The sequence below is a fragment of the Pseudomonas sp. HY13-MNA-CIBAN-0226 genome, from assembly GCF_040310305.1.
In the GTDB taxonomy this organism is placed as follows: domain Bacteria; phylum Pseudomonadota; class Gammaproteobacteria; order Pseudomonadales; family Pseudomonadaceae; genus Aquipseudomonas; species Aquipseudomonas gregormendelii.
The window spans coordinates 1-276 of sequence record NZ_JBEOPS010000222.1; the positions used below are offsets into that span (position 1 = coordinate 1).

1 protein-coding gene is annotated in these 276 nt (G+C 44.9%); it reads left to right on the forward strand.

The features are described 5' to 3' along the window. Positions 1-34: 34 nt before the first annotated feature. On the forward strand, positions 35-276 hold a 242-nt coding region (locus AAEZ05_RS28505; protein WP_350649939.1), incomplete at its 3' end, for a heme-binding protein.

The window sequence follows — 276 nt, forward strand, 5'->3', positions numbered from 1 at the left end:
TTATGATGCCCAGTTGGTGGCACAGACTTGGGTAATGGGTGATCAAGATGCTGCCAGTCGTGCAGGATTTAAGATTTTAGCAGATTATATTTTTGGCAATAATACTGCCCCAACTGGTGGCAGTCGTAAGATTAGCATGACAGCGCCTGTTACGATGCAGCCTAATAACAAAAAGAGTGATGGTGATTCGCAGAAAATTGCTATGACGGCACCAGTGAGTATGCAACAAGCCGATGGCAAATGGCGCGTACAATTTACGATGCCAAGCCAATATAC